Here is a 25777-nt window from a genome sequence, read left to right as displayed (position 1 = left end):
CTCTCGTGACAAAGCCGGTCGTCCTGATCGCCGAAGAACTCTCGCCCGCCACCGTGGACGCGCTCGGTCCCGACTTCGAGATCCGCTCCGTGGACGGCACCGACCGCCCGGCGCTGCTCGAGGCCCTCGGCACGGCGCACGCGATCCTCGTGCGCTCCGCGACGCAGGTCGACGCGGAGGCGATCGCCGCGGCCCCCTCGCTCCAGGTGATCGCCCGCGCCGGTGTGGGCCTGGACAACGTCGACATCACCGCCGCGACCGCCGCGGGCGTCATGGTCGTGAACGCGCCGACCTCGAACATCATCTCGGCCGCCGAGCTCACCGTCGGCCACATCCTGAGCCTCGCCCGCCACATCCCCGCCGCGCACAGCGCGCTCGCGCAGGGCCTCTGGAAGCGCTCGAAGTACACGGGCGTCGAGCTCTACGAGAAGACCGTCGGCATCATCGGCCTCGGCCGCATCGGCGCGCTGATCACCGCGCGCCTGCAGGCCTTCGGTGTGAACGTCGTCGCCTACGACCCCTACGTGACCAGCGCCCGCGCGCAGCAGCTCGGCGTCACGCTCCTCTCCCTGGAGGAGCTGCTGGCCGAGAGCGACTTCATCACGATCCATATGCCGAGGACCCCCGAGACGACGGGCATGATCTCGGACGATCAGCTGGCGCTGATGAAGCCGTCGGCGTTCATCGTGAACGTGGCCCGCGGCGGCCTCATCGACGAGGACGCGCTGCACCGCGCGCTCGTCGCGAAGACCATCGCCGGCGCCGGACTCGACGTGTTCGTGAAGGAGCCGCCGACCGGATCGCCGCTGCTCGCCCTCGAGAACGTGGTCGTCACTCCGCACCTCGGGGCCTCGACCGACGAGGCGCAGGAGAAGGCCGGCGTCTCGGTCGCCCGCTCGGTGCGCCTCGCGCTCTCGGGCGAGCTCGTGCCGGACGCCGTGAACGTCGCCGGCGGCGTGATCGACGAGTACGTGCGCCCCGGCATCCCGCTGGTCGAGAAGCTCGGCCAGGTCTTCTCGGGCCTCGCGGACTCGCCGGTCACCTCCATCGACGTCGAGGTGCGCGGTGAGCTCGCCGGCTACGACGTGAAGGTCCTCAAGCTGGCGGCTCTCAAGGGCGTGTTCACCAACGTGGTCTCGGAGACGGTGTCCTACGTCAACGCGCCGGTGCTGGCGGAGCAGCGCGGCATCGAGGTGCGCCTGATCACGGAGCCGGTCTCGGACGAGTACCGCAACGTGATCACGCTGCGCGGCGCGCTCTCGGACGGCTCGCAGATCTCGGTCTCGGGCACGCTGACCGGCACCAAGCAGGTCGAGAAGATCGTGGCGATCAACGGCTACGACGTCGAGGTCCCCCTCGCGAAGCACCTCGTCGTCATGAGCTACGTCGACCGCCCCGGGATCGTCGCGGTCTACGGCCGTGAGTTCGGCGACGCCGCGGTCAACATCGCGGGCATGCAGATCGCGCGCACCGAGGCGGGCGGCAAGGCGCTCTCGGTGATCACCATCGACTCCCCCGCCCCCGACGGCCTGCTCGAGAAGGTCCGCGTCGCGATCGACGCCGACCTCATGCAGGAGATCGACATCACCGAGCAGTGAGCACGCGGCGGTTCGCTCAGGTCGACGTCTTCGGCGCCGCGCCGTTCCGGGGCAACCCGGTGGCGGTCGTCGTCGACGGCGACGGCGTGGGCGACGCCGCGATGGCGGAGTTCGCGCGCTGGACGAACCTCTCCGAGACGACCTTCCTCCTCCGCCCGAGCGACCCCGCGGCCGACTACCGGCTGCGGATCTTCACGCCGGACGGGGAGCTGCCCTTCGCCGGGCACCCGACCCTCGGGAGCGCGCACGCCTGGCTCGCGGCCGGAGGGACGGCCCGCGCGGCGGGGGAGCTCGTGCAGGAGTGCGCCGCGGGTCTCGTCCGGCTGAGGGTGACGGAGGAGGGCATCGCCTTCGCCGCCCCGCCCCGCCGGCGGACCGGACCGGTCGACGAGGCGACGCTCGAGCGGGTGGCTGCGGCTCTGCGGATCCCGCGCGCGGAGATCCTCTACCACGAGTGGGTCGACAACGGTCCCGGCTGGCTGGCCGTGCGGCTCGCGTCGGCGGAGCAGGTCCTCGCGCTGCGGCCGGACCAGGCTCTCCTCGCCGGGCTCCCCGTCGGCGTCGTGGGCGAGCATCCGGCGGGAGGCGAGTGCGCGGTCGAGGTGCGGGCGTTCATCCCCGACGCCGGTGTGTCCGAGGACCCGGTGACGGGGAGCCTCAACGCGGGGATCGCCCAGTGGCTGATCGGCAGCGGCGTGCTGCCCGAGCGCTACACGGCCGCTCAGGGGGCGGCGTTGGGCCGAGCCGGGCGCGTGCGCGTCGAGAGCACGGACGGCGCGATCTGGATCGGCGGCGCGACGGTGACCCTGATCGACGGGGTCGTCGAGCTGTAGCGGGTCCGCCGGGGCGGCGCGGCTCAGCTCCCGAGGAGGCGCTGGACGACCGCGAGGACGTCCTCGGCCTCGCCGCGCGACTGCGAGCCCGTGGGGAGCAGGGCGGAGTTGTAGTAGAGCCCGTCGCTCATCAGGACGATCGCCCGGGCGACGAGCGGGTCGCCCACGGCGTCGGCGACCACCTCGTTCCAGCTGTCGTGGATCCGCGCGAGGCCCCCGCTGGCGCGCTCGTCGTGCCCTTGCGCGATGCGCGACACGGCGAGGATCGTGCGGTCGAAGGCCGAGTCGGCGGCGAAGGAGGTGCGCAGCAGGTAGGCGACCACGCCCTCGGGAGCAGCGAGGCTCTGCGCGACGTCCGCCTCCCGCCGCGCGTCGAGGCGCTGCAGGAGCCCGTCGACGAGGGCGTCCTTCGAGGGGAAGTGGTAGAGCAGCCCGCCCTTGGAGACTCCGGCCTCGCGGGCGACGGCGTCGAGGGTCGCGGCGCGCTCGCCCTGCTCGATGAGGAGCTGCTCGAACGCGTCGAGGACGCGGTCGCGGGCGGGGGCAGGAGGCACGGCGACCATCCTACGGCGGATCAGTGGCGACTGTACCGGCTGGACGGTATACTCTCTCCGTTCTCCTCTGAAAGGTCGTCCCCGTGTCCGCGCGCACCGCTCCCGTCTCCACCCACGACACCGCCGGCGCCGCCGACCGGGTCGGGCGACGCGCCTGGGTGGCGCTCGCGGTGCTGATGCTCCCGGTGCTGCTGGTCTCGGTCGACAACACGGTGCTGAACTTCGCGCTCCCCTCGATCGCCGAGGATCTGGGGCCCTCCGGCACCGAGCTGCTGTGGATCGTCGACGCCTACCCGCTGGTGCTCGCGGGCCTGCTGGTGGCGATGGGCAGCCTCGGCGACAGGGTCGGGCGGCGGCGCCTCCTGCTGGTCGGCGCGGTCGGCTTCGCCGCCGTCTCGGTCGTGGCCGCGTTCGCTCCTACCGCCGCGGCGCTCATCGGCGCCCGCGCGGCACTGGGCTTCTTCGGCGCGATGCTGATGCCCTCGACGCTCTCGCTCCTGCGCAGCGTCTTCCCCGACCGCGACCAGCGCCGCCTCGCGATCGCGATCTGGGCGACCGGCTTCGCCGTGGGCTCGGGCATCGGCCCGCTGGTCGGCGGCGTGCTGCTCGAGCACTTCCCCTGGGGGTCGGTGTTCCTGCTCGCGGTGCCCGTGCTGCTCCCGCTGGTCGTCCTGGTGCCGATCCTGGTGCCGGAGTCGCGCGACCCGCAGCCCGGCCCGGTCGACGTGGTCAGCATCCTGCTGTCGCTGGCGACCATGGCGCCGGTCGTCTACGCGGTGAAGTCCTTCGCCGAGCACGGGATCGACGCGGTCGGCGTCGCGGCGCTCGTCGTGGGCGTCGTCTCGGGCGTTCTGTTCGTCCGCCGCCAGCAGCGCCGGGCCTCGCCGATGCTCGATCTCTCGCTCTTCCGCCGCGGCTCGTTCAGTGCGGCGATCGTGGTCAACCTCCTCAGCGTCACCGCGCTGGTCGGCGGGCTCTTCTTCCTCTCGCAGCACCTGCAGCTCGTGGTCGGGCTCTCGCCCCTGGAGGCGGGCCTCGTGCTCGTGCCGGGCCTCGCCGTGATGATCCTGGCCGGGCTCGGCGTGGTGCCGATCGCGCGCCGCGTCGCTCCGCGCCTCGTCGTCCCGGCCGGACTGCTGGTCTCGGCCGTCGGGTACATCCTGCTGGCCCTCGGCAGCGGGGCGCCCGGAGGAGCGTCCGCGCTCACCGTCGCCGTCGCCTTCGCGTTCCTCGGCCTGGGCATCGGTGCGGCCGAGACGGTGTCGAACGAGCTGATCCTGGCCAACGCGCCCGCCGACAAGGCCGGTGCGGCCTCCGCCGTCTCCGAGACCGCCTACGAGCTCGGTGCCGTCCTCGGCACTGCGACGCTCGGCACCGTCCTCACCGCCGTGTACCGCGGGGGAGTCGTGCTGCCCGAGGGCCTCGACGCCGCGCAGGCGCAGCGGGCCGGGGAGACCCTCGGCGGCGCCGTCTCGGTCGCCGGCGAGCTGCCCGCCGACTCCGCCGCGAGCCTCGTCGCGTCGGCGAGCGCGGCGTTCGACTCGGGCGTCGGCTGGTCGGCCTGGCTCGGCGTCGTCCTCGTGCTGGCCGCCGCCGCGGTCGGCGCCTGGCGCCTCCGCCGGAGCTGACGCTCCTCCTCTCCTCCCGAGGGAGGCCGCCCGGGACGCGCAGCGCCTCCCGGGCGGCCCTCGCCAGCCCGACGGGGGCGCGTGCCCCGGACCGCGGCGCGGGCGGGCCGCGAGTACGCTGGGGGGACTCCGACCCCGTACGCCTGAGGACCGCCATGCCCCGCACCGTGAAGCTCGCCGTCATCCCCGGAGACGGGATCGGGCCCGAGGTGACCGCCGAGGCCGTCAAGGTCCTCGACGCCGTCACCGCCGACTCCGACCTGGTGCTCGAGACGACCACCTTCTCGCTCGGCGCCGCCCGCTACCTCGAGACCGGCGACGTCCTCACCGACGAGGACCTCGCGGCGATCGCGGGGCACGACGCGATCCTCCTGGGCGCCGTCGGCGGAGCACCGGGCGACCCGCGCCTCCGGGACGCGAACATCGAGCGCGGGCTGCTCCTGCGGCTGCGCTTCGAGCTCGACCACTACGTCAACCTGCGGCCCACCCGTCTCTACGCGGGCGTCGCCTCGCCGCTCGCGGCTCCCGGCGAGGTCGACTTCGTGGTCGTCCGCGAGGGCACGGAGGGGCCCTACGTCGGCACCGGCGGCTCGATCCGGCAGGGCACCCCGCACGAGGTCGCCAACGAGGTGTCGGTCAACACCGCCTACGGCGTCGAGCGCGTCGTCCGCCACGCGTTCGAGCTCGCCCGCACGCGCCGCTCCCGGCTGACGCTCGTCCACAAGACGAACGTCCTCGTCTTCTCCGGCTCGCTCTGGAAGCGGATCGTCGACGAGGTGGGGGCCGCCTTCGAGGACGTGGCCGTCGACTACCTCCACGTGGACGCCGCCACGATCTTCCTCGTGACCGACCCTGCTAGGTTCGACGTCATCGTCACCGACAACCTCTTCGGCGACATCCTGACCGATCTGGCCGGCGCGATCAGCGGCGGCATCGGACTCGCGGCCTCGGGCAACATCAACCCCGACGGCGCGTTCCCCAGCATGTTCGAGCCGGTCCACGGATCCGCGCCCGACATCGCCGGACGGCAGCTCGCCGACCCGACCGCCGCGATCCTCTCGGCCGCGATGCTGCTGGACCACCTCGGCCGGAGCGACGAGGCCGCCCGCGTCACCGCGGCCGTGACCGCCGACATCGAGTCGCGCGACGGCACCCCGCGCTCCACGGCCGCGATCGGCGACTCCGTCGTCGCCCGCCTCCGCTGATCCCCCGCAGAAGGACACCACCACGATGAGCACCGACTCCGCCCCCGCCGACCTCGCCTTCGAGGTGACCGCCGCCCCCGCGCCCCGCTCCGCCGAGGAGCGCGCCCGGATCCTCGCGAACCCCGGCTTCGGCATGCACTTCACCGACCACATGGTCGGCCTCCGCTGGACCCGCACGGACGGCTGGCACAGCGCCCGCGTCGAGCCCTACGGCCCGCTCGCGCTCGACCCCGCCGCCGCCGTCCTGCACTACGCGCAGGAGATCTTCGAGGGGATGAAGGCCTACCGCCACGAGGACGGCTCCGTCTGGACCTTCCGCCCGGAGGCGAACGCGCGCCGCCTGCAGCGCTCGGCCCGCCGCCTCGCGCTGCCGGAGCTCCCGACGGACCTCTTCGTCGAGTCGCTGCGGCAGCTGATCGCGGTCGACGGCGACTGGGTCCCCTCGGAGCCGGAGACCAGCCTCTACCTGCGCCCGTTCATGTTCGCGCAGGAGGCGTTCCTCGGCGTGCGCGCGGCCGAGGACGTCGGCTACTACGTGATCGCCAGCCCCGCCGGCGCCTACTTCTCGGGCGGGGTCGCCCCTGTGTCGATCTGGCTCTCCACCTCCTACGCCCGGGCGGGCAAGGGCGGCACGGGAGCGGCGAAGACGGGTGGCAACTACGCCTCCTCCCTCCTCCCGCAGCAGGAGGCCTACAGCCACGGCTGCGCGCAGGTCCTCTTCCTCGACTCGCAGGAGTCGCAGTGGATCGAGGAGCTCGGCGGCATGAACGTGGTGCTGGTGAAGAAGGACGGCACGCTGGTCACCCCGGAATCGGACTCGATCCTCGAGGGCATCACGCGCGACAGCGTCCTGCAGCTCGCCGAGGACCGCGGCCACCGCGTCGAGCGGCGCCGCGTGAGCATCGACGAGTGGCGCGACGGAGTGGCCTCCGGCGATGTGGTCGAGGTGTTCGCCTGCGGGACCGCCGCCGTGATCACCCCGATCGCCGAGCTCAAGGGCGAGGGCTTCTCCGTCGGCCGCGAGGGCGCGCCCGCCGGGGAGCTCACGATGTCGCTCCGCGAGGAGCTGACCGGCATCCAGTACGGACGCCGCGAGGACACGCACGGATGGATGACGAGGCTGGACGCATGAAGATCGCACGATTCGCCACGCAGCGCGACGGGGACAACGGGGGAGCGATCCACTTCGGGATCGTGGACGAGGACGACCTGGTCGTGCTCGCCGGCGACCCGATGTTCGCCGGGTTCGGCACCACGGGGGAGCGCATCCCGATCGCGGAGGCGAAGCTCCTCGCGCCGGTGATCCCGCGCTCCAAGATCGTCGGCATCGGGAAGAACTACGCCGACCACGCGGCCGAGATGGGCGGCGACGCCCCGGCGGAGCCGCTGGTGTTCCTCAAGCCGAACACGTCGGTCATCGGCCCGGACGAGGCGATCGTCCTCCCCGAGGACAGCCAGCAGGTGGAGTTCGAGGGCGAGCTGGCGATCGTGATCGGCGCCGTGGCCCGCAACGTCCGCGCGGAGGACTACGAGGACGTGGTCTTCGGGTACACGATCGCCAACGACGTCACCGCACGCGACCTCCAGCGCTCCGACGGCCAGTGGGCGCGGGCGAAGGGCTACGACACCTTCTGCCCGCTCGGACCGGTCATCGAGACCGAGTTCGTCTGGAACGAGAGCGCGATCGAGACGCGCGTCAACGGGCGCGTGCAGCAGTCGGGCAGCACCGGCGACATGATCCACGGGGTGCCCGAGATCGTGGCCTACGTCTCGCGCATCTTCACGCTGCTCCCCGGGGACGTGATCCTCACCGGGACGCCCGCCGGCGTCGGGCCGATCGCGAACGGGGACACCGTCGCGGTGGACGTCGAGGGCATCGGCACGCTGTTCAACCCGGTGGTCGTCCGGCGCTGAGCCCGGGCCCTCCTCCGCGGAGGGACGAGCGCCTCCGGCCCGCAAGGATCCTCGGATCCGGCGGGCCGGACGCGTCCGAGCGGGACGTCAGTCGGCGCTCGCCGGGTCGCTGCCGACCGCGCCCTCGGTCTCGTCCGGCAGGTCGGCGTCGCCGGAGACGGTGTCCCCTCCGCTGTCGCCGTCGGTCACGGCGTCCGTGACCCCGCGGTCGATCGCGGTGCCCCCGGGAGCGGCCCCCGCCGCGGAGGCGTCGGCCGCGTCCTCGCCGGGCAGCACCGTCTGCGCGCCGCCGGTGTTAGGGGCGGCGTCGCCGCCGGATCCGGGAAGGTCCTCCTTCACGTTCTGGTCGGCCATGTCGGCTCCTCTCGTCGGGGCTCCAGCCCAGCACGCGACGGGCCCCTCCGCAGGACGTTGACAGCGCGGAGGCGAGGGGGCAGAGGCGGGCCGTGAGGCCGGGCGACGCGCCTTCACCGTGCTCCCCGGCGCTGTCAAGCGGACTGCCTCCGGGGCCGTCTGGTCATAGCGTCGAGCTATGAACTCCTCCCGCACCGACTCCGTCAGCCGCATCGCCCGGGCGGACTTCGGCTGGTCGTCGCTGCTCCCCGGTCAGCGCGAGGCGATCGAGTCGGCGGCCTCCGGGCGCGACACGCTGCTGGTGCTGGCGACGGGCGGCGGCAAGTCCGCGGTCTACCAGATCGCCGGAGCCGAGCGCGGCGGCGTCGTCCTGGTCGTCTCCCCGCTCGTCGCCCTGCAGGCCGACCAGCTCGCCGCGATCGAGGCGGCTCCGGCGGCCCCGCCCGCCGTCGCGATCAACTCCTCCCAGGGCGCCGCGGCCGTCGCCCGCGCCTGGGACCGGATCGACGAGGGCGGCCCGCTCTACGTGCTCCTGGCGCCCGAGCAGCTCGCCAAGCCCGAGAACGTGGCGCGCCTGGCGGCCGCGGGAGTGTCGCTCCTGGTCGTCGACGAGGCGCACTGCGTCTCCTCCTGGGGCCACGACTTCCGCCCCGACTACCTCCGCCTGGCCGATGTGCGCGGCGAGCTCGGCGACCCGCCGGTGCTCGCGATGACCGCCACCGCCTCCGGGCCGGTGCGCGACGAGATCATCGAGCGCCTCCGGATGACCGACCCCGAGATCCAGGTGCACGGCGTCGACCGTCCGGAGATCCGGCTGGTGGTGCACCGCCACGAGAGCGAGAACGAGAAGCGCGCCGCCGTGGTCGAGGAGGCCCGCAGCTGGACGGCTCCGGGCCTGGTCTACGTCGCCACCCGCAAGGAGACGGAGGCCTACGCCGCCGACATCGCGGCGGAGGGGCGCCGGGTCGCGGCGTACCACGCCGGACTCAAGGTGTCCGAGCGCAAGGTCGTGCACGAGCAGTGGCGCGCCGGCGAGCTCGACGTCGTCGTCGCGACCTCGGCCTTCGGGATGGGCATCGACCGGGCCGACGTCCGCTTCGTGCTGCACGCGACGACCACCGAGTCGCTCGACGCGTACTACCAGGAGATCGGCCGCGCGGGCCGCGACGGCGAGCCGGCGACGGGCGCGCTGCACTACCGCGCCGAGGACCTCGGTCTCCGCCGCTTCTTCGCCAAGCGCTCGGTCGACAAGGCCGCGCTGCGCGTGATCTGGGCGGCCGTCTCGGAGCAGCCGGGGCTCGACTCCGCGGCTCTCGCGAAGGAGCTGGGGAAGCCGGCCCGCACGATCGCCCGGATCGTCAACGATCTCGCGGACGCGGGGCTGGTGGAGACCGGGTCCGGTCTGCGCGCCACGCGCGAGGCCTCGGGCGACGAGGCCGTGCACGTGGTGAAGGAGGCTCTGGCCTCCCGCGAGCGGATCGCGGAGTCGCGCCTGTCGATGATGCGCGCCTACGCGGAGACCAGCCAGTGCCGCCGCCGAGTCCTGCTGGACTACTTCGGCGTGGAGTCGGCCGAGTGGTGCGGCAACTGCGACGGCTGCGAGCGGCACGAGGCGAGCGGCGAGACAGTCGAGGCGCCCGTGGACGCCCCTCTGAGCGTCGACGAGTCGGTGGAGCACCGCGAGTGGGGCGCCGGCACCGTGATGAGCGTGGAGGCCGACCGGGCGACGATCTTCTTCGAGTCCGAGGGCTACAAGGTGCTGTCGTTCCAGGCGCTCGAGTCAGGCGTCCTGCGCGAGCGCGAGCACGCCTCCGCCTGACCCCGGCTCTCCGCGCCGGCCGATCGCCGCTCGCGGGACGCCGCTCCGGTGCGGCAGGCACGGCGTGCCGTGCACCGGAGCGGCGTCCCGCGGAGGGGGTCAGACCTTCGAGACGGCCGAGCTCACGTCGGTGGGCTTCTCGTAGTCGCCGTCCGGGATCGCACGGAGGGCCTCGAGGACGTCGCCGTCCGCGCCCTCCTTCTCCGCGGTCTCGACGATCGTGTCCTTCGAGGCGGGGTAGTCGATGCCCGAGAGGTACTTCTGGATCTGGATCGGGTTGGGTGCGTCCATCGTGCTGTCCTTTCGTCGCCTTGCTGAGTGTTACGAGTGCTCTTCGGCGAAGAGCCGGTCGAAGGCGTCGACGCGCCGGTCGGTGACCGTCGTGGGCGTCTCGAGGTGCACGGCGCCGCTGGGCACGAGGCCCGCGCCGCCGAAGCGCTCCATGACGCGCCACTGCGCGGCGACGTCCTCACCGCTGTGCTCCGGGGGCAGCTGCTCCCAGAAGTCGAAGCCGCCGACGGCCAGGAGGGCGTCGCGGCAGTAGAGGACGCACGCGCCCAGCCAGGCGACCCGGTACGCGCGCCAGGCGCCCTCCGGGACGTCGAGGCGGGCGGCGACGTGCGTGAGATTGGCCGCGTTGTGCAGCGGCCAGCGCTCGAACTCCGGGGTTCCGCGCCGCACCCGCTCGGGCTCCACGCGCTCCTCCCAGGTCTCGAACGACTCGGTCTCGTGCGGGCGCACGTCCTCGAGGTAGGACAGGCCCTGCACCGCGGAGCCGACGAAGCCGCAGTCGAGGCGCTCGAGGGCCTCGTGCAGCCGCGAGAGCGTGCCCGGCTCGAGCCATACGTCGTCGTCGAGGAAGAGGACGGCCGGGGCGGTGGCGAGGGAGAGGAGGTAGTGCCTCTGCTCCGCGAGCCCGCGCCGGGGCAGGTGCCGGCGCACCACCGGAGCCCGGCCCTGCGCCTCCAGCACGCGCAGCATCGCGAGGATCGTCGGGTCGCTCTCGGCGACCGCGTCGTCGGACTGGTCGCTGACGATCACGCGGAAGGGCGGGTCGTCCTGGGCGGCGAGTCCGGCGAGCGTGGCGGCGAGCTCGGCACGGCGGCCGACCGTCGGCACCAGCACGTCGATCAGCGGCTGCCGGGGAGCCTCGGGGACCCCCCAGCGCCCGGACCACCGGCGGCTGGTCACGGCGCGGCCGATCGGATGCGCTGGACCATCTCGGTCGTGGAGTGCTCCGAGACGTAGCCGACCGTGGTGACGACGCCCCCGTAGGAGCGGACGACGGCCGCCTCCGCGAGCATGTCGGGGTTGTAGTCCCCGCCCTTCACGTAGACGTCGGGCTGCACGCGCTCGAGCAGCGGGATGGGGGTGTCTCCGCCGAAGAGCGTCACGTAGTCGACGCAGCCCAGCTCGGCGATCACGCCCGCGCGGTCGCCCTCCGGGTTGATCGGCCGTCCCTCGCCCTTCAGCCGCCGGACGGAGTCGTCGTCGTTCACCGCGACCACGAGCACGTCGCCGAGCTCGCGGGCCTGGCGGAGATACGCCGTGTGGCCGCGGTGCAGGACGTCGAAGCAGCCGTTGGTGAAGACCACGCGGCGACCGCGGCGCGCCTGCTCCGCGAGGACCTCGACGAGGGCGTCCTCGCCGAGCACGACGGCGCCGGGAGCGGCGAGGGAGGCGAGCAGGTCGTCGCCCGAGCAGACGGAGGTGCCGGGGCGCTGCACGACCACGTCGGCGGCGGCCTGCGCCAGATCGACGGCGGTGGCCAGGGAGCGGCCGGCGGCGAGGGCGAGGGTGGCGGTCGCGGCGAAGGTGTCGCCGGCGCCGGACGCCTGCTTCTCCTCCGCGGGCTGAGCGAAGGTGCGGCTGACCGTGCCGTCGGCGTCGAGGGCGGTGGAGCCGTCCCGGTCGAGGGTGACCACGACGTGCCGGGCGCCCGAGCGGGCGCGCAGGTCGTCCGCCGCGTCGCGCACGGCGGCGGCCCGCTCCGTCCCGCGCCCGAGGGAGCCGCCGAGCAGCCGCTCCGCCTCCTTGGCGTTCGGGGTGACGAGGTCCGGCCGGGCGAAGGCCCAGTCGGCGAGCTCGTGCGCGTCGATCACGAGGAGGCCGGGGCGCCCGACGGCGAGCAGGCGTTCGACGGCCTCGCGGAGGATCCCCGAGCCGTAGTCGCAGACCAGGACGGCGTCGGCGCCCGCGGCGGCCTCGGCGGCGGCACCGGCGAGCAGGGCCAGCTCGTCGTCGGCCGGGTGGTGCGGGCCGGAGTCGACGCGCAGCATCACGCTGTCGCCGCCGACCACGCGGGTCTTGATCGTCGTCGCAGCGCCGGTGCGGACGACCCGGGAGGTGTCCAGGCCGGCCCGCTCGAGGGCGCGCACGAGCCGGTCGCCCTCGGAGTCGCGTCCGGCCACGCCGACCGTGCGGACGACGGCGCCCAGCGCGCGCAGGTTGGCGGCGGTGTTGGCGGCCCCGCCCGCGACGTCGACGACGTCCTCGAGCCGCAGGACCGGCGCGGGCGCCTCCCGCGTGACGCGCTCCGCCTCGCCGAGCCACCAGGAGTCGAGGATGAGGTCCCCGATCACGGCGACGACCGGCGGGCGCTCGTGGACGTGCGCCAGGAGGGCGCTCGCCCGCTGGAGCGCCGAGCCCTCGAGGCTCATCGCGCGCCTCCCGGCAGAACGGGCAGGCCGAAGTGCACGACCGTGGTCGTGGTCATCTCGTCGAGCAGCTCCGGGCCGTAGCCGAAGCCGGAGCCGGACGCTCCGCGGGGCTGGGCGCTGCCGCCCGGGGCTCCTCCGAAGACGCCGTTGACCTTGACGGTGCCCACCGGCAGCGTCGCCGCGGCCCGATGGGCGTGCTCCATGTCGGCGGTGAGGATCGAGGCGGCCAGACCGTAGGGGCTCGCGGCGGCCAGGTCCAGGCCCTCGTCGAAGGAGTCGACGACGCGGATCGGCGCGACGGGCCCGAAGGTCTCCTCCGTCATCACCAGCATCGACTCGGTGCAGTCGGCCAGGACGGTCGCGGGGTAGAAGGTGCCGTCCCCGGGAGTGCCGCCGGTGAGGGCGCGCGCGCCGCTGCCGAGCGCCTCCGTGACGTGCTCGTGGACGGCGTCGCGCATGCGGGCGTCGACGAGGCGGGGGAGCGGGCCCGCGCTCCAGCGGTCGGCCTCGGCGACCAGCGCCGCCGTGAACGCCTCGGCGATGTCGCGGTGCACGTAGATCCGCTCGACGGAGGTGCAGATCTGGCCGGCGTTGGCGAAGGCGCCCAGCGCGGCCTGCTCGGCGGCCCAGACCGGGTCGACGTCGCGGTCGACGACGAGCGCGTCGTTGCCGCCGTTCTCGAGGATCACGTGCCTGCCGGTGAGGGCGGCGACCCGGGCGAGCGCGCGGCCGGTGGCGGTCGAGCCGACGTGGGCGAGGACGTCGACGCCCTCGGTGCGCGCCAGCTCGTCGCCGACCGCCCCGTCGCCCTCGACCAGGGTCAGCACGCCCTCGGGCAGCGCCTCGGCGAGGATGCTCGTGAAGAGGGCGCCCGTGCCCGGACTGCGCTCGCTCGGCTTGTGCACGACGACGTCACCGGAGACGATCGCGGCGCCCAGGAGGCCCGCAGCGACGGCGACCGGGTCGTTCCACGGAGTGAGGGCGAGCACGACACCGCGCGGGTGCGGCAGGGCCAGATCGACGTTGAGAGCCCCTCCGCGCAGGCTCCTCCCGCGGTGCAGCGGGCCGAGCTCGGCGTACTGGAGCAGCGTGTCGACACCGGCGCGCACGCCGCCCAGCGCGTCGCCGGCGGGCTTGCCCGTCTCCTGCGTGTTGAGGTCGGCGAGCTCCTGCTCGCGCTCGGCCACGCGGTGGGCGGCGGCACGGAGCAGGGCGCCGCGCTCGGCGGGCGCGGTGGCGGCCCACGCGGGGAACGCGGTCCGCGCGCGGCGGACGGCGTCGGCGGCGGTCGTGGCGGGGGTCGTGATGTCGATGGTCACGGTCACCTCTCGGTCGGGGGCGCCCGCGGAGTGGCGGACGCATCTGTCCGGTACCCGGGTGGTGCGCGCCTAGACACGCCGCCTCGGGAATCCACCCCCGGATCGGCGACGGGCTCGCCCCCGATCCGGTTTCGGATCGGTCCCGGCGGGGAAGTGGAGGAGTGCACCGTCCCCGGAGCGGCGCCCGCGCGCCCTCCGCACCTGAGAGGAACCCGTCGTGGTCGCCATCGCCCCCCTCCGAGAGCCCTTCGCCGGAGTCGAGAGGATCGCCGTCCTGCGCGGCGGCGGACTCGGCGACCTGCTGTTCGCGCTGCCCGCCGTCGACGCCCTCGCGGCCGCCTACCCGGGAGCCGAGATCACCCTGCTCGGGACGCCCGCGCACCGGGTCCTGCTGACGGGCGTCGAGTCGCCGATCGCCGACGTCGAGATCCTGCCGGTGGCGCAGGGCGTCCGCGACGGAGAGGGGGAGGACCCCCGGGTCGTCGAGGACTTCACCGAGCGGATGCGCGCGCGCCGCTTCGACCTGGCCGTGCAGCTGCACGGCGGCGGGCGCTACTCCAACCCGTTCCTCCAGCGCCTCGGCGCGCGCCACACGATCGGGTCGCGCACCGACGACGCCGCGGAGCTCGAGCGCACGATCCCCTACGTCTACTACCAGCACGAGATGCTGCGGGCGCTCGAGATCGTCGGGCTGGCCGGAGCGCCCGCGACCCGCCTCGAGCCGGCGCTCGCCGTGGATCCGGAGCGGCGGGACCGCCTCGCCGCCGCGCTGCCCGCGGGCGGCCCGCTGGTGCTGATCCACCCCGGCGCGACCGATCCCCGCCGCCGCTGGCCCGCCGCCTCCTTCGCCGCCGTGGCGACGGAGCTGCTGGCGGACGGCGCGCGCGTGCTGGTGGTGGGCGACGCCTCGGACGTGCCCGCCGCCGACGAGATCGTCGCCGGAGCGCCGGGAGCGGTCTCCTGGGCGGGCGTCGTGGACCTCCCGGACCTCGCTCCGCTGCTCTCGCTCGCCGACCTCGTGCTCGGCAACGACTCCGGACCACGCCATCTCGCCGCCGCGGTCGGCGCTCCGACGGTCGGGGTCTTCTGGGTGGGCAACGCGATCAACGCCGCGGCCCTCGGGCGGCAGCGCCATCGGGTGCAGCTGAGCTGGACCACGCACTGCCCGGTCTGCGGGCGCGACGCCACGCAGGTCGGCTGGACCGCTCCGCGCTGCGAGCACGACGTCACGTTCGTCGGCGATGTGCGCGTCGAGGCGGTGCTCGAGGACGTCCGCGGGGTGCTCGCCTCCACCCGCTGAACCGCGAGACGCCACCTCGGTACGCGACGCGCCGGGGCGTGCGGACCGAGGCGGCGTCTCGCGGAGGGGGATCCGGGGCGCGCCCGGATCAGCGGATCACGGCCAGGACGGCTCCTCCTCGTGCGTGATGACGAGCTCGCGGACCTCGCAGCCGCGCGGCTGGCCGAGGACGAACATGACGGCGTTCGCCACGTTCTCCGGATCGTTCAGCAGCGCGTCCGGACCCGGCTTGTACTGCTCGTCGCGGTCGTCGAAGAAGCGCGTCTTCATGCCCGACGGGATCAGCGTGGTCACGCCGATCTCGCCCTTGGTCTCGGCCGCGAGCGCGCGGGTGAAGCCGAGCACGCCGAACTTCGAGGCGCAGTACGCGGTCGCGTCCGAGACGGCCTTGATCGCGAGCGAGGAGGCGACGGTGACGACGCGGCCGTGGGTCTCGGTGAGGAAGGGCAGGGCCGCCCGGACGACGGCCGCGGTGCCGAGGAGGTTGACGGAGATGACGCGCTCCCACTCCTCCGGCTCCACGTCCACGAGGCGGCCGCAGCGGTCGATGCCGGCCGCGGTCACGACGGCGTCGAGCCCGCCGTGCTCGCGGGCGATCTCGACGACCGCCTTCTCGGCCTCGCGGGTCTTCGCGACGTCGACCTGGTAGGCGGCGACGCCCTCCTTCACCGACGAGACGTCGCGGTCGAGCACGATCGGGGTGCCGCCGGCGGCGGCGACCGCGGCGGCGACGGCCGCACCGAGCCCGGAGGCTCCTCCGGTGATCAGGACGCGGCCGATGGGGGTGGGAGTGGTGCTCATGGTTTCCTTCCGGGGGTGGTCTGCGGGCCTCGTGGGCCGCGGGTCAGCCGACGCGCGCGAGCGCGGCGGCGAGATGGGTGGTCGAGCGGCCCGGGTGGTACGGCACGGTCAGGACCCGGCCGCCCCACTTCGCCACCGTCGCCGTCTCGGGGAGGGACTCGGCGGAGTAGTCGCCGCCCTTCACCCAGACGTCGGGGCGGATGCGGCGCAGCGCCTCGTCCGGCGTGTCCTCGCCGAAGACCAGCACGGCGTCGACGCACTCGAGCGCGAGCAGCAGGTCGACGCGGTCGTCCTCGGGGATGATCGGCCGTGCCGCGCCCTTGAGGCGCCGGACGGAGTCGTCCGAGTTGAGGCAGACGATCAGGCAGTCGCCGAGAGCGCGTGCTGCGGAGAGGGTGCGGGCGTGGCCGGCGTGGAGCAGGTCGAAGCAGCCGCCCGTCGCGACCACCGTTCCTCCTGCCGCGCGGACGGACTCGGCGACGCGCAGGGCGTCCACCCCGCCGCCGTGGAGGGGTGCGGGGTCGGCGGGAGCGGACAGTGAGGCGACCCCTCCCGCGAGGAGGTAGGCGCCGGCCGCGGCGACCGCCGCCTGCACCGCCTCCGAGGTGCTCGCGCCCTCGGCGAGGGCGACCGCGGCGGAGGCGGCGAACCGGTCGCCCGCGCCGCACGGGTCGGTGGGCGGCACGGCGACGGCCGGTGCGACGACCGGGACGCCGGCGCCGCGGGAGCGCAGCAGGGCGCCGGAGGATCCCATCGTCACGGTGACCGCACCGCAGCCCCAGCGCTCGAGGAGGGTGGTCGCGGCGGACTCGGCGCGCGTCACTCCGCGGCCGACGGCTCCCGAGAAGGCGGTGGCCTCGGCCAGGTTCGGGGTGGCGAGGGAGGTGGCGGCGACCGGCTGCGAGCCCCGCGGGTGCGGATCCCACACCAGCGGCACGGTGAGCGCGTCGAGCGCCGTGCGGAGCGACGGCTCCTCGGTCAGGCGGCGGCCGTAGTCGGCGACGATCACGGCGTCGGCGTCGGCGAGGGCGGCGAGCATCGCGTCGGTGACGCCGGGGACGGGCGGCGTCTCGCAGCCGCGGTCGATCCGCACGACGGCCTGGCCGGAGGCGGCGACGCGGGTCTTCACCGGCGTCGGCGCTCCCGAGGGCCCGGCGACCAGGCGGACGCCGGACAGCTCGGCGCGCAGCTCCGCCACGTCCGGATCCGAGTCCTCGGCGAGCGCGGTCACCAGCGTCACCTCGTGCCCGTCGCGGGCGAGCATCCGGGCGACCAGCCCGGCACCGCCGGCGCGGGCGCTGCGGGCCGACACGTCGACCACGGGGACGGGGGCGTCCGGGCTGAGCCGCTCGGCGGGTCCGGAGAGGTCGACGTCGAGCATCACGTCGCCGACGACGACGAGGCGCAGGCGGCTCACGAGGCGGCCGCCGTCCGCGCGCGGATCCGGTGCTCGAAGGCCCGGCAGAGCGCGTGCACGAGCACCAGCTGCGCCTCCTGCACGTTGGAGCCGTGGCCCTCGAGGGCGATCGCCTCGTCGCAGAGCTCGGTGAGCGGGTTCGGCCCCTCGCCGGTCAGCGCCCACGACCGGGCGCCCGCCGCACGGGCGGCCTCCGCGGCGTGGAGGAGGTTCGCGCTGCGTCCGCTGGTGGAGAGCAGGACCACGACGTCGCCCGCCCGGGCGTGCGCGGTGACCTGGCGCGAGAACACGTGGTCGAAGCCGTAGTCGTTGCCGATCGCGGTCAGGCTCGACGTCTCGGCGTGCAGCGAGATGGCGGAGAAGGGGACGCGGTCGCCGTCGAAGCGGCCGACGAGCTCGGCGGTGAGGTGCTGCGCCTCCGCCGCGGAGCCGCCGTTGCCCGCGGCGAGCAGGCGCGCGCCGGAGTGCAGGCGGTCGGCGAGCTCGACGCCCCAGGCGGCGATCCTGTCGGAGTGGCGCTCCAGCTGCGCGACCGCGTCGAGCGCGCGCGCCACGTGGTCGTCGACGAGGCGCCGGGCGGCGTCGGCCGGGGTGTCCAGAACGGTGTCGATGGTCGCGGTGTCGATGGTCATCGTCGCGGAGCCGCCTTCCGGGTGGTGGGGGATGAGGGTGCGCTCGTGGCGCCGGTGAGGAGCGACTCGTCGCCGAGGCCGGCGAGCGTCGTGACGTAGGCGCGCTCGGTGTCGGCGGCGACGCGGTCCCAGGAGTAGCGGGACTCGACGCGCTCGCGGCCGGCGGCCCCGTAGGCGCGGGCGCGGTCGGGGTCCTCCAGCAGCGAGCCGAGGGCGGCGGCCAGGGCGACCGGATCGCGCGGAGGCACGTGGACCCCGGTGACGTCCTCGACCACGGTGTCGATCAGGCCGCCCACGGAGGAGGCGACGACCGGCACGCCGCAGGCCATCGCCTCGAGCGGAGTGATGCCGAACGGCTCGTACCAGGGCGCGCAGACCACGACGTCGGCCGAGCGGAGCATCGCGGGCATCTCGGTCTGCGAGAGCTGGCCGACGAAGTCGACACGGTCCGCGACGCCGAGGCTCTCGGCCACGCCGTGCAGCCGCTGGTACTCGGGGTCCGCCGTCAGCGCGTCGCCGGAGCCGGAGCCCCCGACCACGACGAGCTCGGCGTCGTGGCCGGCCGCGACCAGGTGCGCGAGCGCCTCGATCGCGATGCCCATGCCCTTGCGCGGCACCAGGCGTCCGATGGTCATGAGCCGCGAGCGCTCTCTGCGGGGCGCGACCGGGCCCTCGACCGAGAACCGGTCGATGTCGACTCCGCAGGGCACCACCGAGATGCGCGAGGTCGGCACGCCGAGCCCCTTGAGCTCGAAGGCCTCGTCCGAGCAGGTGGCGACGACGCCGTCGGCCTTCTGGCCCACTCCGGGCTCGAGCCAGGCGCGCTCCTCGGGGCTGGTGTCGAGCGCGCCCTGCTGGCGGCGCTTGACCACGCCCAGCGCGTGGAAGGTGTGGAGGACGGGCACGCGCCGACCCGTGGCTCGCTCCACCCGCTCGGAGGCGTCGAGCGCGGCGACCCCGGACATCCAGAAGTGGCTGTGCACGAGGTCCGGCCGCTCCTGCAGCCACTCCTCGGCGAGGTCGACGGCGAAGTCGCCCATGAAGGGCAGCAGCTCGTCCTTGGACACCCGGCGCGGCGGCCCGGCGTCGATGTGCACGACCTCGACTCCCGAGGTGAAGGGCACGCGCCGGGGCAGGGAGGGGTCGTCGCGGCGGGTGTAGACGACCACGCGGTGGCCGCGGCGCGCGAGGGCGTCGGCGAGCGCCGCCACGTGGACGTTCTGGCCGCCGGCGTCGACGCCGCCGAGGGTCGCCAGCGGGCTCGCGTGCTCCGAGACCATGGCGATCGTGAGCGCGGGCGCGGAGGAGAGGTGCTGCTTCATCGGGTGCTCCCTTCCAGAGCGGGCTCCGGCGACCGGCGTCCCGGGAGGTCGGCGAGGACCTCGTCCCAGTCGCGGTGGAACCGGGCGAGGCCGTAGCGCGCGAGCGCGGCCTCGCGGGCGACGGCGCCGGCGCGGGCGGCGCGGTCCGGGTCCTCGACGAGCGCCCGGGCCGAGGCGACGAGGGCGTCGAGGTCGTTCGAGACCGCTCCGGCCTCGGGCGGGACGGCGCGCCCCGCCTCCGTCACGTCGAGCGCGACGACGGGCATCCCGAGATGCATCGCCTCCAGCAGCGCGAGGCCGAGGGAGGTCCAGCGGAACGGGTGCAGGTAGACCCGGCGGCGGGCCAGGGCCGCGTGCATCGCCTGCGTGCGGACGTCGCCGAGGACCGTCACGTCCTCCAGGCCCGGCAGCTCGGCGAGCCGGTCGGTCTTCATCCCGAAGACGTCCAGCGGAGCGACGGCGCCGAAGCGGGGGAGCAGGTCGGTCCCGGCGACCCGGCCCCGGCGGACGGGCTCGTTGACGACCACGCCGAAGTGCGGCAGCTCGCCGGTGTAGAGGGGACCCGGGTCGTGGATCCCGTGCTCGATCACCGTCGTCCGCGTCGATCCGGTGTCCCACATCAGGGCGTTGAAGTGGGTGACGTGGACGATCAGCAGGTCGTCGCGGTCGGCGAGCGGGTGGCGGTTGTCCGGCACGTCCCCGCGGGGTGTGTTGTGCTCCACGTAGACGGCGGGTACGTCGCGGCCGAGGCGTCGCCCGAGCAGGCGCTCGGCCTCGGCGAGCTCCTCGGGCCTCTGGAGGAGGACCGCGTCGACGTCGGCGTCGTGCAGCTCCTCGGGCGCGATCTCGACGGCGCTCGGCCAGTCGCGGCCGCCGGTGCCCAGGCCCCAGCCGTCGCGGGCCGGAGTCGTGGGGAGCAGGTAGGTGTGGGCGCCGCGGACGAAGGCGTCCGCCCAGCCGCCGTGCACGTGCCAGAGCAGGATCCTCATGCGATGGCCTCTCTCGGGGAAGTCGTGGGTCGGAGTCGGAGGGCGGCGGCGACCGCCTCCTCGGCGCTCACCCCCGCGAGGCAGGGATGGCCGGGGACGGGGCACACGCGGGCGCGCGAGCCGGCGCAGGGCGCCTCCTGGTCGCCGAGCAGCGCGACCGGGACGCCGTAGGGCGCCCAGCGCACGGCCGGGACGACCGGCGCGAAGAGGCTGACCACGGGGGTGCCGACCGCGGCGGCGAGGTGCGCGGGGCCGGTGTTGCCGCAGATCACGACCTCGGCGCCGGCCAGCACCTCGGCGGCGCCGGGGAAGTCCGTCGCCCCGCCGAGGTCGATGCCGCGGGTGCCCGCGACCTCGGCCGTGAGGGAGCGCTCGCCCGGGCCGCCGGTGACGACGACAGCGAGGCCCGCGTCCGCCAGCAGCTCGACGGCGCGGGCCGCGTTCGCCGCGGGCCAGGCGCGGGCGGGGACGGCTGCCCCGGGGTGCACGACCGCGTAGGGGCCGATCCCCTCGAGAGCGGCGGGCAGCACGCCCTCGCGGCGCACGCGGAGCCGTCCGTCGTCGCCGGCGGGCAGCGCGAAGCCGGCCGCCGCCGCGATCGCGAGCGCGCGCTCCGGCTCCGGCTGGTCCTCCTCGAGGGTCTCGCCCGGCACGAGGCGCACATCGAGCAGGGCGCCCGCGAAGTCGACTGAGGCGCCCGTGATGCGGGCGACACCGGCGAGGCGGAGCAGCAGGGCCAGCGGAAGCGGCGACTGGTGGAAGGAGGTGAGGATCACGGCCTCGTCCGGCGCGAACTCCTCGACGATCGCGCGCAGCTCGTCGACGAGCTCGGAGTCGACGGGGCGGGAGGCGTCGCCGATCCACGGGCACCACCAGGTGCGGACGGAGGAGGGACCCGGCAGCAGCGCGGCCGCGGGCGCTCCCTGCGGACCGCTCAGCAGCAGCACCTCGGCGTCGGCCGCGATCGCGCGGACGGCGGGTCCGCACAGCAGGACGTCTCCCGCGCTGTCCAGGCGGGCGACGAGCACGCGGCGCTTCACTCGGCGTCCTCGGCGGGCTGCATCGCGAGCAGCAGCTCGACCGCCTCGAGGAGCGTCGCCGCCTGCAGCGGAGCGGCGTCCACCTCCTCGGCGCGGGTGATCGGAGTCGGCACCAGCACTCCACGGGCGCCGGCCGCGGCGGCGGCGCGGACGTCGGCCCCGATGTCGCCGATCACGGCGAGGGACCGTGCCGGCAGTCCCAGCTGCTCGGCGGCGCCGAGCACCATGCCGGGCCGGGGCTTCCGGCAGGAGCAGCCGTCCTCCGGGCCGTGGGGGCAGAGCATCCACACGTCGAAGCCACCGAACAGCTCGTCCACGCGCCGGTTCACCGCGTCGGCCTGGCCGCGGTCGATGATCCCGCGGGCGATCCCGGACTGGTTGGTGACCACGCCCACGGCCAGCCCCGCCTCGCGCGCCCGCTCGACCGCGGCGACGGCGGTGGGCATCGGGGAGACCTGCGCTGGGTCGCCGTTGTAGGGCACGTCGACCACGAGCGTCGCATCGCGGTCGAAGAGGATCCCCCGCAGGCGCGGGGCCCTCGCGCGCTCGTCGGCGCTCCGGGAGGAGGAGTCGTTCACCTTCTCCTCGTACCCCTCGACCGGGGATGTAAACCCCCTTCCGGAGAAGTCGGTCCGTCCGGGCGCGTCGCTCGCATCTGCGGGCGGCGCGTCTGAGGTGCGCGCAGCGGGGTACGGGGACTCCGACAGGAAGGAGGCGCCGTGCGCGCTCTCACCGCCCCGGACGGGACTCCGGAGATCCTCGCGCTGCGCGCCCTCAAGCTCGGCGACCTGCTCGTCGCCGTCCCGGCGCTCAAGGCCCTGCGCCGAGGCTTCCCGGACCACCGGCTGATCATGGCGACCACGCCCTGGCTCGAGCCGATCGTCGACCTGGTCGAGGGCCTGGACGCGCTCGTGCCCACCCTCCACGGACTCGACGACCCGCTGCCGATGGCCGCCGGCCGCGTCGAGCTCGGCGTGAACCTCCACGGCAACGGCCCGGAGTCGCGGCTGCGGCTGCGCGAGATCGCGCCCGAGCGCACGCTCGAGTTCCGCGTCCCGGCGCTGGACCCGGGCGCGGGCCCGGAGGACCCGCGGCCGCTCTGGATCGACGGCGAGCTCGAGCGCGCCCGCTGGGCCCGCCTGGTGAACTCGATCGGTCTCGACGCCGACCCCGAGGACGTCGCGATCGCCGTCCCCGAGGAGCCCGCCTCGGCCCCCGGAGCCGCCGTCGTGCACATCGGGGCCTTCTACGGCTCTCGCGAGTGGCCGGAGGAGCGCTTCGCCGCGGTGGCGCGCGCCCTCACCGCCGAGGGGCACCGCGTCGTCTACACCGGAGGCGCGAACGAGGCCGACCGCGCCCGCCGCGTCGCCGAGCTCGCCGGCACGGGCGAGGTGCTGGCGGGGGAGCTCGCGCTCAGCGGGTTCGCCGCGGTCGTCGCGGCCGCCGAGGTCGTAGTGACCGTCGACACCGGAGCCGCGCACCTCGCCTCCGCGTACGGCGTCCCCTCGGTCGTGATCTTCGGTCCGGCACCGCCCGAGGCCTGGGGCCCTCCGGCCTCGGGGCCGCACGTCGTGCTGACCGACGCCTCCCTCCGCCGCGGAGACGTCTTCTCTGCCGAGCCGGACCCGGCGCTGCTCGCGGTCCAGGTCGACGACGTCCTCGCCGCCCTCGCGTCGCTCCCGTCGCGTGCCGAGGCCCACCTCAGGCGGACTTCAGCCGCGTCGCCGGTCGGACCGGAGTGACCGTGGCCACGCGGGCCCGGGGAGCACGCGGCTGATGGCTGCGCGAGGGGGCGCCGAGCCGGTCGGCGAGCTGCGCGAGGATCCGCCGCTGCAGGCGCGAGACCTGCATCTGCGTCGTCCCCAGGGCGTCGGCGATCTGCTGCTGGGTGCGCTCCTCGACGAAGCGCATCCGCAGGAGCTCGCGCTGGCCCTCCTCGAGCTCGGCGAGGGCCTCGGCGAGCCCGTGCCGCCGGTCGATCTCGAGCAGCCGGTCGTCCTCGCCGCCGAGAGTGTCGCCCAGGCCGACGCCGCCCTCGCCCACGGTCTCGTCGAGGGAGAGCGGATGCCCCGCGAGGCGCGCGTCGGCCACCTCCGTCGCGTCCACTCCGAGGCGGCGGGCGATCTCCTGGTCGGTGGGGTGCCGGCCGAGCTCCTGCGCGAGCTCGTCGGCGACGACGGCGGAGCGGCGGTGCAGCTCCTGCACGCCGCGCGGCGGCCGGATCATCCAGCCGAGGTCGCGGAGGTGGCGCTTGAGCTCGCCGGTGATCGTGGGGACGGCGAACGCGGCGAAGCTGTCGCCGCGCTCGGGAGTGAAGCGGCGGGCGGCCTTCACGAGGCCCACGTAGGCGACCTGGCGCAGATCCGCCCAGTCGCCTCCACTCCGGGAGACCCGGCGGGCCATGGCCTCGGCCAGGCCCAGGTGGTCGAGCACGATGCGCTCGCGGATGCGCGCGCCCTCGGCGGCCTCCGCGCTCACAGCCGCCTGGAAGAGCGAGAGCGTGCGGGCGTCCTTCTCCTCCCGCGCCGCCTCGGTGAGGGCGCTCGGGCGGTCGGTGCGGGGGTCGAGATCGATCGTGCTCATCAGTGCTCCTTCCGGGCACGCTCGCGCGGAGGCCCGGCGCGGCCTGCGGTGCGGCGCTCGGGCCCTCTCGACGAGAGGCCCGGGGTCAGCGCACCACTGCTCCTGCTCGCTCGGGGAGTCCGTTGACTCGGAGCAGTGCTGTCCGGTAGAAGCAGTCGCCGCGAGGCGCGCACCGTGCCCGGGGCGGAGGCGCCACGGCCCCCGCGATCCCGGGCGCCGCACCGGCTCCCGCCGGTAGGATCGGCCTCGTATGTCTGAGCTCACCCCGCCCCTGGAAAGCGCGCCGGACGCGCACCCGTTCACGACCGCGACCGGGAGCGACGTCCGCGTCCGCTTCTGCCCCTCGCCGACCGGGACCCCGCACGTCGGCCTCATCCGCACCGCCCTGTTCAACTGGGCGTACGCGCGCCACACCGGCGGCACGTTCGTCTTCCGCATCGAGGACACGGACGCCGCCCGCGACAGCGAGGAGAGCGTGGAGCAGATCCTCGACGCGCTGCGCTGGCTGAAGCTCGACTGGGACGAGGGCGTCGGAGTCGGCGGCCCGCACGGCCCGTACCGGCAGTCCGAGCGCACCGATGTCTACCTCGACGTGATCGCGCGCCTGACGGCCTCGGGGCACCTCTACGAGAGCTACTCCACGGCCGAGGAGATCGACGCGCGCAACGAGGCGGCCGGCCGCGCGAAGCAGCACGGGTACGACAACCACGACCGCGATCTCACCGAGGAGGAGCGCGCCGCCTTCCGCGCCGAGGGCCGCGCCCCGGCGCTGCGCCTGCGCGTGCCGGACGCCGACCTGTCCTTCGACGACCTGGTCCGCGGCCCGATCACGTTCCCCGCCGGCTCCTTCAGCGACTTCGTCGTGGTGCGCCCCAACGGCCAGCCGCTCTACACGCTGGTGAACCCGGTCGACGACGCGATCATGCAGATCACCCACGTGCTGCGCGGCGAGGACATCCTCCCCTCGACCGCCCGGCAGATCGCGCTGTACCACGCGCTGATCGACATCGGAGTGACGACCTTCGTCCCGCGCTTCGGGCACCTCCCCTACGTGATGGGCGACGGCAGCAAGAAGCTCTCCAAGCGCGATCCGTCCTCGAACCTCTTCCACCACCGCGACCGCGGCTTCATCCCGGAGGGCCTGGTCAACTACCTCGCCCTGCTCGGCTGGTCGCTCACGCACGACCGCGACGTCTTCTCGATCGACGAGATGGTCGCCGCCTTCGACGTCGCCGACGTGAACCCCAATCCGGCCCGCTTCGACCTCAAGAAGGCCGAGTCGATCAACGGCGATCACATCCGCCTCCTGGCCGTCGACGACTTCACCGAGCGGACGATCCCGTACCTCGTGGCGGCCGGAGTGCTCGCGGGCGAGCCGACCGCCGAGCAGCGCGCCGTGCTCGACGCCGCCGCACCCCTCGTGCAGGAGCGGATCGGCCTGCTCGGGGAGGCCCCCGGCATGCTCGGGTTCCTCTTCACCGCGTCCGACGCGCTCGAGTACGACGAGGACGCGCTGAAGGGCCTGCCCGCGAACGCCGGCGAGGTGCTCGCCGCCTCGATCGGCGCCCTCGAGCTCGTCCCCGCGTCCGAGTGGCTGACGGCCTCGATCCAGGAGGCGCTCGCCTCCGCGCTGATCGAGGGCCTCGGCCTCAAGCCCCGCATCGCCTACGGGCCGCTGCGCACGGCGGTCTCCGGACGCCGCGTCTCGCCGCCGCTGTTCGAGTCGATGGAGATCCTCGGCAAGCAGGAGTCGATCGCCCGCCTCGACCGCCTGGGCGCTCACCTCGGCACCTCCCGGCAGGCCTGACC

24 protein-coding genes are annotated in these 25777 nt (G+C 74.7%); 10 read left to right on the top strand and 14 right to left on the bottom strand.

All coding sequences use genetic code 11. The annotated features are described in order from the left end of the window. Positions 1-5: 5 nt before the first annotated feature. Together serA and C5D36_RS03405 are read left to right on the top strand one after the other, a co-directional pair. Positions 6-1598 (top strand): phosphoglycerate dehydrogenase, encoded by a 1593-nt coding sequence (serA, locus tag C5D36_RS03410; RefSeq protein WP_104295184.1) that lies wholly within the window; start codon positions 6-8, stop codon positions 1596-1598. Further along, positions 1595-2431, top strand: coding sequence for a PhzF family phenazine biosynthesis protein (locus C5D36_RS03405; protein WP_104295183.1), 837 nt, complete (start codon positions 1595-1597; stop codon positions 2429-2431). The genes serA and C5D36_RS03405 overlap by 4 nt, the downstream gene beginning before the upstream one ends. A gap of 23 nt (positions 2432-2454) precedes the next feature. On the opposite strand, the gene C5D36_RS03400 is transcribed toward C5D36_RS03405, so the two are convergent. Further along, on the bottom strand, positions 2455-2994 hold the full coding sequence (locus C5D36_RS03400; protein WP_208543367.1) for a TetR/AcrR family transcriptional regulator: 540 nt from the start codon (positions 2992-2994) through the stop codon (positions 2455-2457). 74 nt (positions 2995-3068) lie between these two features. Here C5D36_RS03400 and C5D36_RS03395 point away from each other — a divergent pair, with 74 nt between their 5' ends. From C5D36_RS03395 to C5D36_RS03380, 4 genes are all read left to right on the top strand, one after another. Then, positions 3069-4613 (top strand): MFS transporter, encoded by a 1545-nt coding sequence (locus C5D36_RS03395; protein WP_258059394.1) that lies wholly within the window; start codon positions 3069-3071, stop codon positions 4611-4613. A gap of 155 nt (positions 4614-4768) precedes the next feature. Next, on the top strand, positions 4769-5818 hold the full coding sequence (locus C5D36_RS03390) for a 3-isopropylmalate dehydrogenase (RefSeq protein WP_104257252.1): 1050 nt from the start codon (positions 4769-4771) through the stop codon (positions 5816-5818). Between the two features lie 25 nt (positions 5819-5843). Further along, the gene (locus C5D36_RS03385; RefSeq protein WP_104226252.1) at positions 5844-6950 is read left to right on the top strand and encodes a branched-chain amino acid aminotransferase; all 1107 of its coding nucleotides are present in this window, start codon (positions 5844-5846) and stop codon (positions 6948-6950) included. After that, the gene (locus C5D36_RS03380) at positions 6947-7732 is read left to right on the top strand and encodes a fumarylacetoacetate hydrolase family protein (protein ID WP_104295182.1); all 786 of its coding nucleotides are present in this window, start codon (positions 6947-6949) and stop codon (positions 7730-7732) included. Before C5D36_RS03385 ends, C5D36_RS03380 begins: the two co-directional genes overlap by 4 nt. An 87-nt stretch (positions 7733-7819) precedes the next feature. Here C5D36_RS03380 and C5D36_RS03375 read toward each other — a convergent pair whose 3' ends face one another. After that, complete coding sequence (locus tag C5D36_RS03375; RefSeq protein WP_104295181.1) at positions 7820-8086, bottom strand: hypothetical protein; 267 nt, start codon at positions 8084-8086, stop codon at positions 7820-7822. A 178-nt stretch (positions 8087-8264) separates the two neighbouring features. Between C5D36_RS03375 and C5D36_RS03370 the strand changes: the two genes are divergently transcribed. Further along, positions 8265-9905 carry a RecQ family ATP-dependent DNA helicase gene (locus C5D36_RS03370; protein ID WP_104295180.1) on the top strand — a complete coding sequence of 547 codons (1641 nt, stop codon included), beginning with the start codon at positions 8265-8267 and terminating at the stop codon, positions 9903-9905. A gap of 99 nt (positions 9906-10004) precedes the next feature. On the opposite strand, the gene C5D36_RS03365 is transcribed toward C5D36_RS03370, so the two are convergent. From C5D36_RS03365 to C5D36_RS03350, 4 genes are read right to left on the bottom strand one after another with little or no spacing between them, the layout of a single operon-like run. After that, a complete protein-coding gene (locus C5D36_RS03365; protein ID WP_104223528.1) occupies positions 10005-10196 on the bottom strand; it encodes a DUF2795 domain-containing protein in 192 nt (63 codons plus the stop codon). A gap of 30 nt (positions 10197-10226) precedes the next feature. Beyond that, positions 10227-11096, bottom strand: coding sequence for a glycosyltransferase family A protein (locus C5D36_RS03360; RefSeq protein WP_219812573.1), 870 nt, complete (start codon positions 11094-11096; stop codon positions 10227-10229). Then, on the bottom strand, positions 11093-12565 hold the full coding sequence (gene rfaE2 / locus C5D36_RS03355) for a D-glycero-beta-D-manno-heptose 1-phosphate adenylyltransferase (protein ID WP_104233226.1): 1473 nt from the start codon (positions 12563-12565) through the stop codon (positions 11093-11095). The genes C5D36_RS03360 and rfaE2 overlap by 4 nt, the downstream gene beginning before the upstream one ends. Then, entirely contained in the window at positions 12562-13884 is a 1323-nt protein-coding gene (locus C5D36_RS03350; RefSeq protein ID WP_258062856.1) for an aldehyde dehydrogenase, read from the bottom strand. The genes rfaE2 and C5D36_RS03350 overlap by 4 nt, the downstream gene beginning before the upstream one ends. A 217-nt stretch (positions 13885-14101) precedes the next feature. On the opposite strand from C5D36_RS03350, the gene C5D36_RS03345 reads away from it, so the two are divergent. Then, positions 14102-15184 (top strand): glycosyltransferase family 9 protein, encoded by a 1083-nt coding sequence (locus C5D36_RS03345; protein ID WP_104233228.1) that lies wholly within the window; start codon positions 14102-14104, stop codon positions 15182-15184. 96 nt (positions 15185-15280) lie between these two features. Here C5D36_RS03345 and C5D36_RS03340 read toward each other — a convergent pair whose 3' ends face one another. From C5D36_RS03340 to C5D36_RS03310, 7 genes are read right to left on the bottom strand one after another with little or no spacing between them, the layout of a single operon-like run. Beyond that, complete coding sequence (locus C5D36_RS03340; RefSeq protein ID WP_104233229.1) at positions 15281-15985, bottom strand: SDR family oxidoreductase; 705 nt, start codon at positions 15983-15985, stop codon at positions 15281-15283. Between the two features lie 43 nt (positions 15986-16028). Beyond that, positions 16029-17393 carry a PfkB family carbohydrate kinase gene (locus C5D36_RS03335; RefSeq protein ID WP_104233300.1) on the bottom strand — a complete coding sequence of 455 codons (1365 nt, stop codon included), beginning with the start codon at positions 17391-17393 and terminating at the stop codon, positions 16029-16031. A 5-nt stretch (positions 17394-17398) separates the two neighbouring features. Next, a complete protein-coding gene (locus C5D36_RS03330; protein ID WP_104223523.1) occupies positions 17399-18034 on the bottom strand; it encodes an SIS domain-containing protein in 636 nt (211 codons plus the stop codon). After that, entirely contained in the window at positions 18031-19356 is a 1326-nt protein-coding gene (locus C5D36_RS03325; RefSeq protein WP_104233230.1) for a glycosyltransferase, read from the bottom strand. The genes C5D36_RS03330 and C5D36_RS03325 overlap by 4 nt, the downstream gene beginning before the upstream one ends. Next, complete coding sequence (locus tag C5D36_RS03320; protein ID WP_104233231.1) at positions 19353-20345, bottom strand: glycosyltransferase; 993 nt, start codon at positions 20343-20345, stop codon at positions 19353-19355. Before C5D36_RS03320 ends, C5D36_RS03325 begins: the two co-directional genes overlap by 4 nt. After that, a complete protein-coding gene (locus tag C5D36_RS03315) occupies positions 20342-21385 on the bottom strand; it encodes a glycosyltransferase family 9 protein (protein WP_104233232.1) in 1044 nt (347 codons plus the stop codon). Before C5D36_RS03315 ends, C5D36_RS03320 begins: the two co-directional genes overlap by 4 nt. Next, entirely contained in the window at positions 21382-21963 is a 582-nt protein-coding gene (locus C5D36_RS03310; protein ID WP_104233233.1) for an HAD-IIIA family hydrolase, read from the bottom strand. The genes C5D36_RS03315 and C5D36_RS03310 overlap by 4 nt, the downstream gene beginning before the upstream one ends. A gap of 141 nt (positions 21964-22104) precedes the next feature. On the opposite strand from C5D36_RS03310, the gene C5D36_RS03305 reads away from it, so the two are divergent. Then, a complete protein-coding gene (locus C5D36_RS03305; RefSeq protein ID WP_104233234.1) occupies positions 22105-23127 on the top strand; it encodes a glycosyltransferase family 9 protein in 1023 nt (340 codons plus the stop codon). Here C5D36_RS03305 and C5D36_RS03300 read toward each other — a convergent pair. After that, positions 23087-23968, bottom strand: a complete 882-nt coding sequence (locus C5D36_RS03300) for a sigma-70 family RNA polymerase sigma factor (protein ID WP_104223520.1) — start codon at positions 23966-23968, stop codon at positions 23087-23089. The genes C5D36_RS03305 and C5D36_RS03300 overlap by 41 nt on opposite strands. 250 nt (positions 23969-24218) lie before the next feature. On the opposite strand from C5D36_RS03300, the gene gltX reads away from it, so the two are divergent. Then, positions 24219-25775, top strand: coding sequence for a glutamate--tRNA ligase (gltX, locus tag C5D36_RS03295; RefSeq protein ID WP_104233235.1), 1557 nt, complete (start codon positions 24219-24221; stop codon positions 25773-25775). Positions 25776-25777 lie beyond the last annotated feature (2 nt).

Source organism: Rathayibacter sp. AY1C6, from assembly GCF_002931535.1.
Taxonomy (GTDB): Bacteria; Actinomycetota; Actinomycetes; order Actinomycetales; family Microbacteriaceae; genus Rathayibacter.
This window is presented reverse-complemented; position numbering and strand designations above follow the sequence as displayed.